We start from the raw sequence: 2138 nt of genomic DNA, 5'->3' as shown, positions 1-2138 counted from the left end.
GTTGAGCGCCAGCTGCTCGAGCTGCGCGTCGTCCATCCCCCGCCCCGCCCAGCGCCGAGCTGCACATCCACCTCGAGGGCACGATCGAGCCCGAGCACATCGTCGAGATGGCGCGCCGCAACGGGGTCGCCCTGCCCACCGAGGATCTCGACGCCCTCCGCGCGCGGTACTCCTTCACCGACCTCGCGTCGTTCCTGGAGCTGCACTACTCGAACCTCACCGTGCTGAAGACGGAGCGGGACTTCTTCGAGCTCGCGACCGGCTACCTCGACCGGGCGCAGAAGGCGAACGTCCGCCGCGCCGAGATCTTCTTCGACCCGCAGACGCACCTCGGCAACGGCGTCGCGCTCGGCACCGTGATGAGCGGGATCACCCGTGCGCTCGGTCGGAGCGAGGAGACCCACGGGGTCTCGACGGACCTGATCATGTGCTTCCTCCGCGACCTGGGCGCCGACGCGGCCGACGAGATGCTGACGGCGATCCTCCCCTGGCGCGAGCACATCATCGGCGTCGGGCTCGACTCGAACGAGGTGGGCTTCGGCCCGGAGCTGTTCGTCGACGTCTACGCGCGCGCCGCGGCGGACGGACTGCGCCTGGTCGCGCACGCCGGCGAGGAGGCCGGGCCCGAGACGGTCGCGGCCACCGTCGAGCTGCTGAAGGTCGAGCGGATCGACCACGGGATCCGCGCGATGGAGGACCCGGAGGTCGTCGCGATGCTCCGCGAGCGCCGCATCCCGGTGACGGTGTGCCCGCTGTCGAACGTCGCCCTGCGCGCGGTGGACACGATGGCCGACCACCCGCTGCCCGCGATGCTCCGCGAGGGACTCGTCGTGACGGTCTCGAGCGACGATCCGCCCTACTTCGGCGGCTACGTGGATGAGAACTACCGCGCCCTGGTCGAGGAGCTGGGGATGGACGACGCGCAGCTCGAGCAGCTGGCGCTCAACTCCTTCGACGCGGCGTTCATCACGGAGGAGGACCGCGAGCGCTGGCAGGCGGAGGTGCGCGAGCACTTCGCGCGGTGAGCGCGTCACTGCCCGGAGAACGATCGTTCCCACCCTCCCCGCGCGCTGAGCCCTCGTTCCGCGGTCGCACGCCTCCGCGCCCGCCCTACGCTGGCCGGATGACCCGATCCGACGGCACACGATGAGCTGGGTGCTCCTCACCGGCGCGATCCTCACCGAGGTGACGGCGTCGCTCGCCCTCCAGGCCGCCATCGAGTCGCCGGGCTGGTACGCCCTCGTGGTGGCGGGCTACCTGGCGGCGTTCGTCCTCCTCAGCCGGGTGCTCAAGGCCGGCATGCCGATCGGAGTCGCGTACGGCGTGTGGGGCGCGTGCGGCGTCGCGCTGACGGCGGTCCTCGCGGCCGTGCTCTTCGGTCAGCCGCTGACGGGCGTGATGACGATCGGGCTGGTGCTGATCATCGCGGGCGTGCTGATGGTCGAGATCGGCTCGCAGCGAGCGCAGGCCGCGCGCCGGGCGGTGCGCTGATGGCCTGGCTGCTGCTCTCGGGCGCGATCCTCACCGAGGTCGCCGCGACGATGAGCCTCAAGCCCGCGACGGACGGCCGGAAGCGCTGGTACGTCGTGGTCGGAGTCGGCTACGTCGTCGCGTTCACGCTGCTGGCCGGGGCGCTCGCGCAGGGCATGCCGATCGGGGTGGCCTACGGGATCTGGGCGGCGGTCGGAGTCGCGCTGACCGCGGTGCTCGGCCGCTGGCTGTTCCAGGACCCGCTGACCTGGACGATGCTCGGCGGGATCGGCCTGATCATCGCCGGCGTGCTGCTGGTGGAGCTCGGGCACTGACCGGCCGAGTGCCGTCGCGGCGGGAGTCTCTCCACTCAGCGGCCGTCGCGGCGGGAGCGCGCCTCCTCAGCCGTCGTCGCGGCGGAAGCGCTTCGGCGTCACCGGTTGTCGCGGCGGTACCGCGCCTCGCGGCCGGCGATGTGGAGGCCGAGCCCGGTGACCGCGACCGCGAAGGCGACCAGCACGCCGATGAACGCGATCTCGTCGCCTGCTCCGACCGCCACGGCCGCGACGGCGAGCCCGATCAGCGCGAGGGCGAGCACCACGGCGCCGACGGTCTCGAGAGGGCTCCATGCGGTCATGGCTCCAGCGTGCGCTCGGAGCGGCGCGCGG

Annotated in this window: 4 protein-coding genes; 3 read left to right on the top strand and 1 reads right to left on the bottom strand. The window is 72.4% G+C overall.

Features of this window, described 5'->3' with window-relative positions; genetic code table 11:
- Positions 1 to 59: 59 nt before the first annotated feature.
- The 3 genes from C5D09_RS16975 (at position 60) to C5D09_RS16965 (ending at position 1805) form a co-directional block, all read left to right on the top strand.
- Positions 60 to 1025, top strand: coding sequence for an adenosine deaminase (locus C5D09_RS16975; protein WP_104269827.1), 966 nt, complete (start codon positions 60 to 62; stop codon positions 1023 to 1025).
- Positions 1026 to 1146: 121 nt separating this feature from the next.
- On the top strand, positions 1147 to 1491 hold the full coding sequence (locus C5D09_RS16970; RefSeq protein WP_104269826.1) for a multidrug efflux SMR transporter: 345 nt from the start codon (positions 1147 to 1149) through the stop codon (positions 1489 to 1491).
- Positions 1491 to 1805: a multidrug efflux SMR transporter gene (locus C5D09_RS16965; RefSeq protein WP_104224891.1), complete on the top strand. Its 315-nt coding sequence runs from the start codon at positions 1491 to 1493 to the stop codon at positions 1803 to 1805. Before C5D09_RS16970 ends, C5D09_RS16965 begins: the two co-directional genes overlap by 1 nt.
- Positions 1806 to 1903: 98 nt before the next feature.
- Here C5D09_RS16965 and C5D09_RS16960 read toward each other — a convergent pair whose 3' ends face one another.
- The gene (locus tag C5D09_RS16960) at positions 1904 to 2107 is read right to left on the bottom strand and encodes a hypothetical protein (protein ID WP_104227488.1); all 204 of its coding nucleotides are present in this window, start codon (positions 2105 to 2107) and stop codon (positions 1904 to 1906) included.
- Positions 2108 to 2138: the final 31 nt, after the last annotated feature.

Origin of the sequence: Rathayibacter sp. AY1C9 (assembly GCF_002932315.1) — a bacterium.
Classification (GTDB): Bacteria; Actinomycetota; Actinomycetes; order Actinomycetales; family Microbacteriaceae; genus Rathayibacter.
Note: the sequence above shows the minus strand (reverse complement) of the source record. Positions and strands in the feature narration are given on the sequence as shown.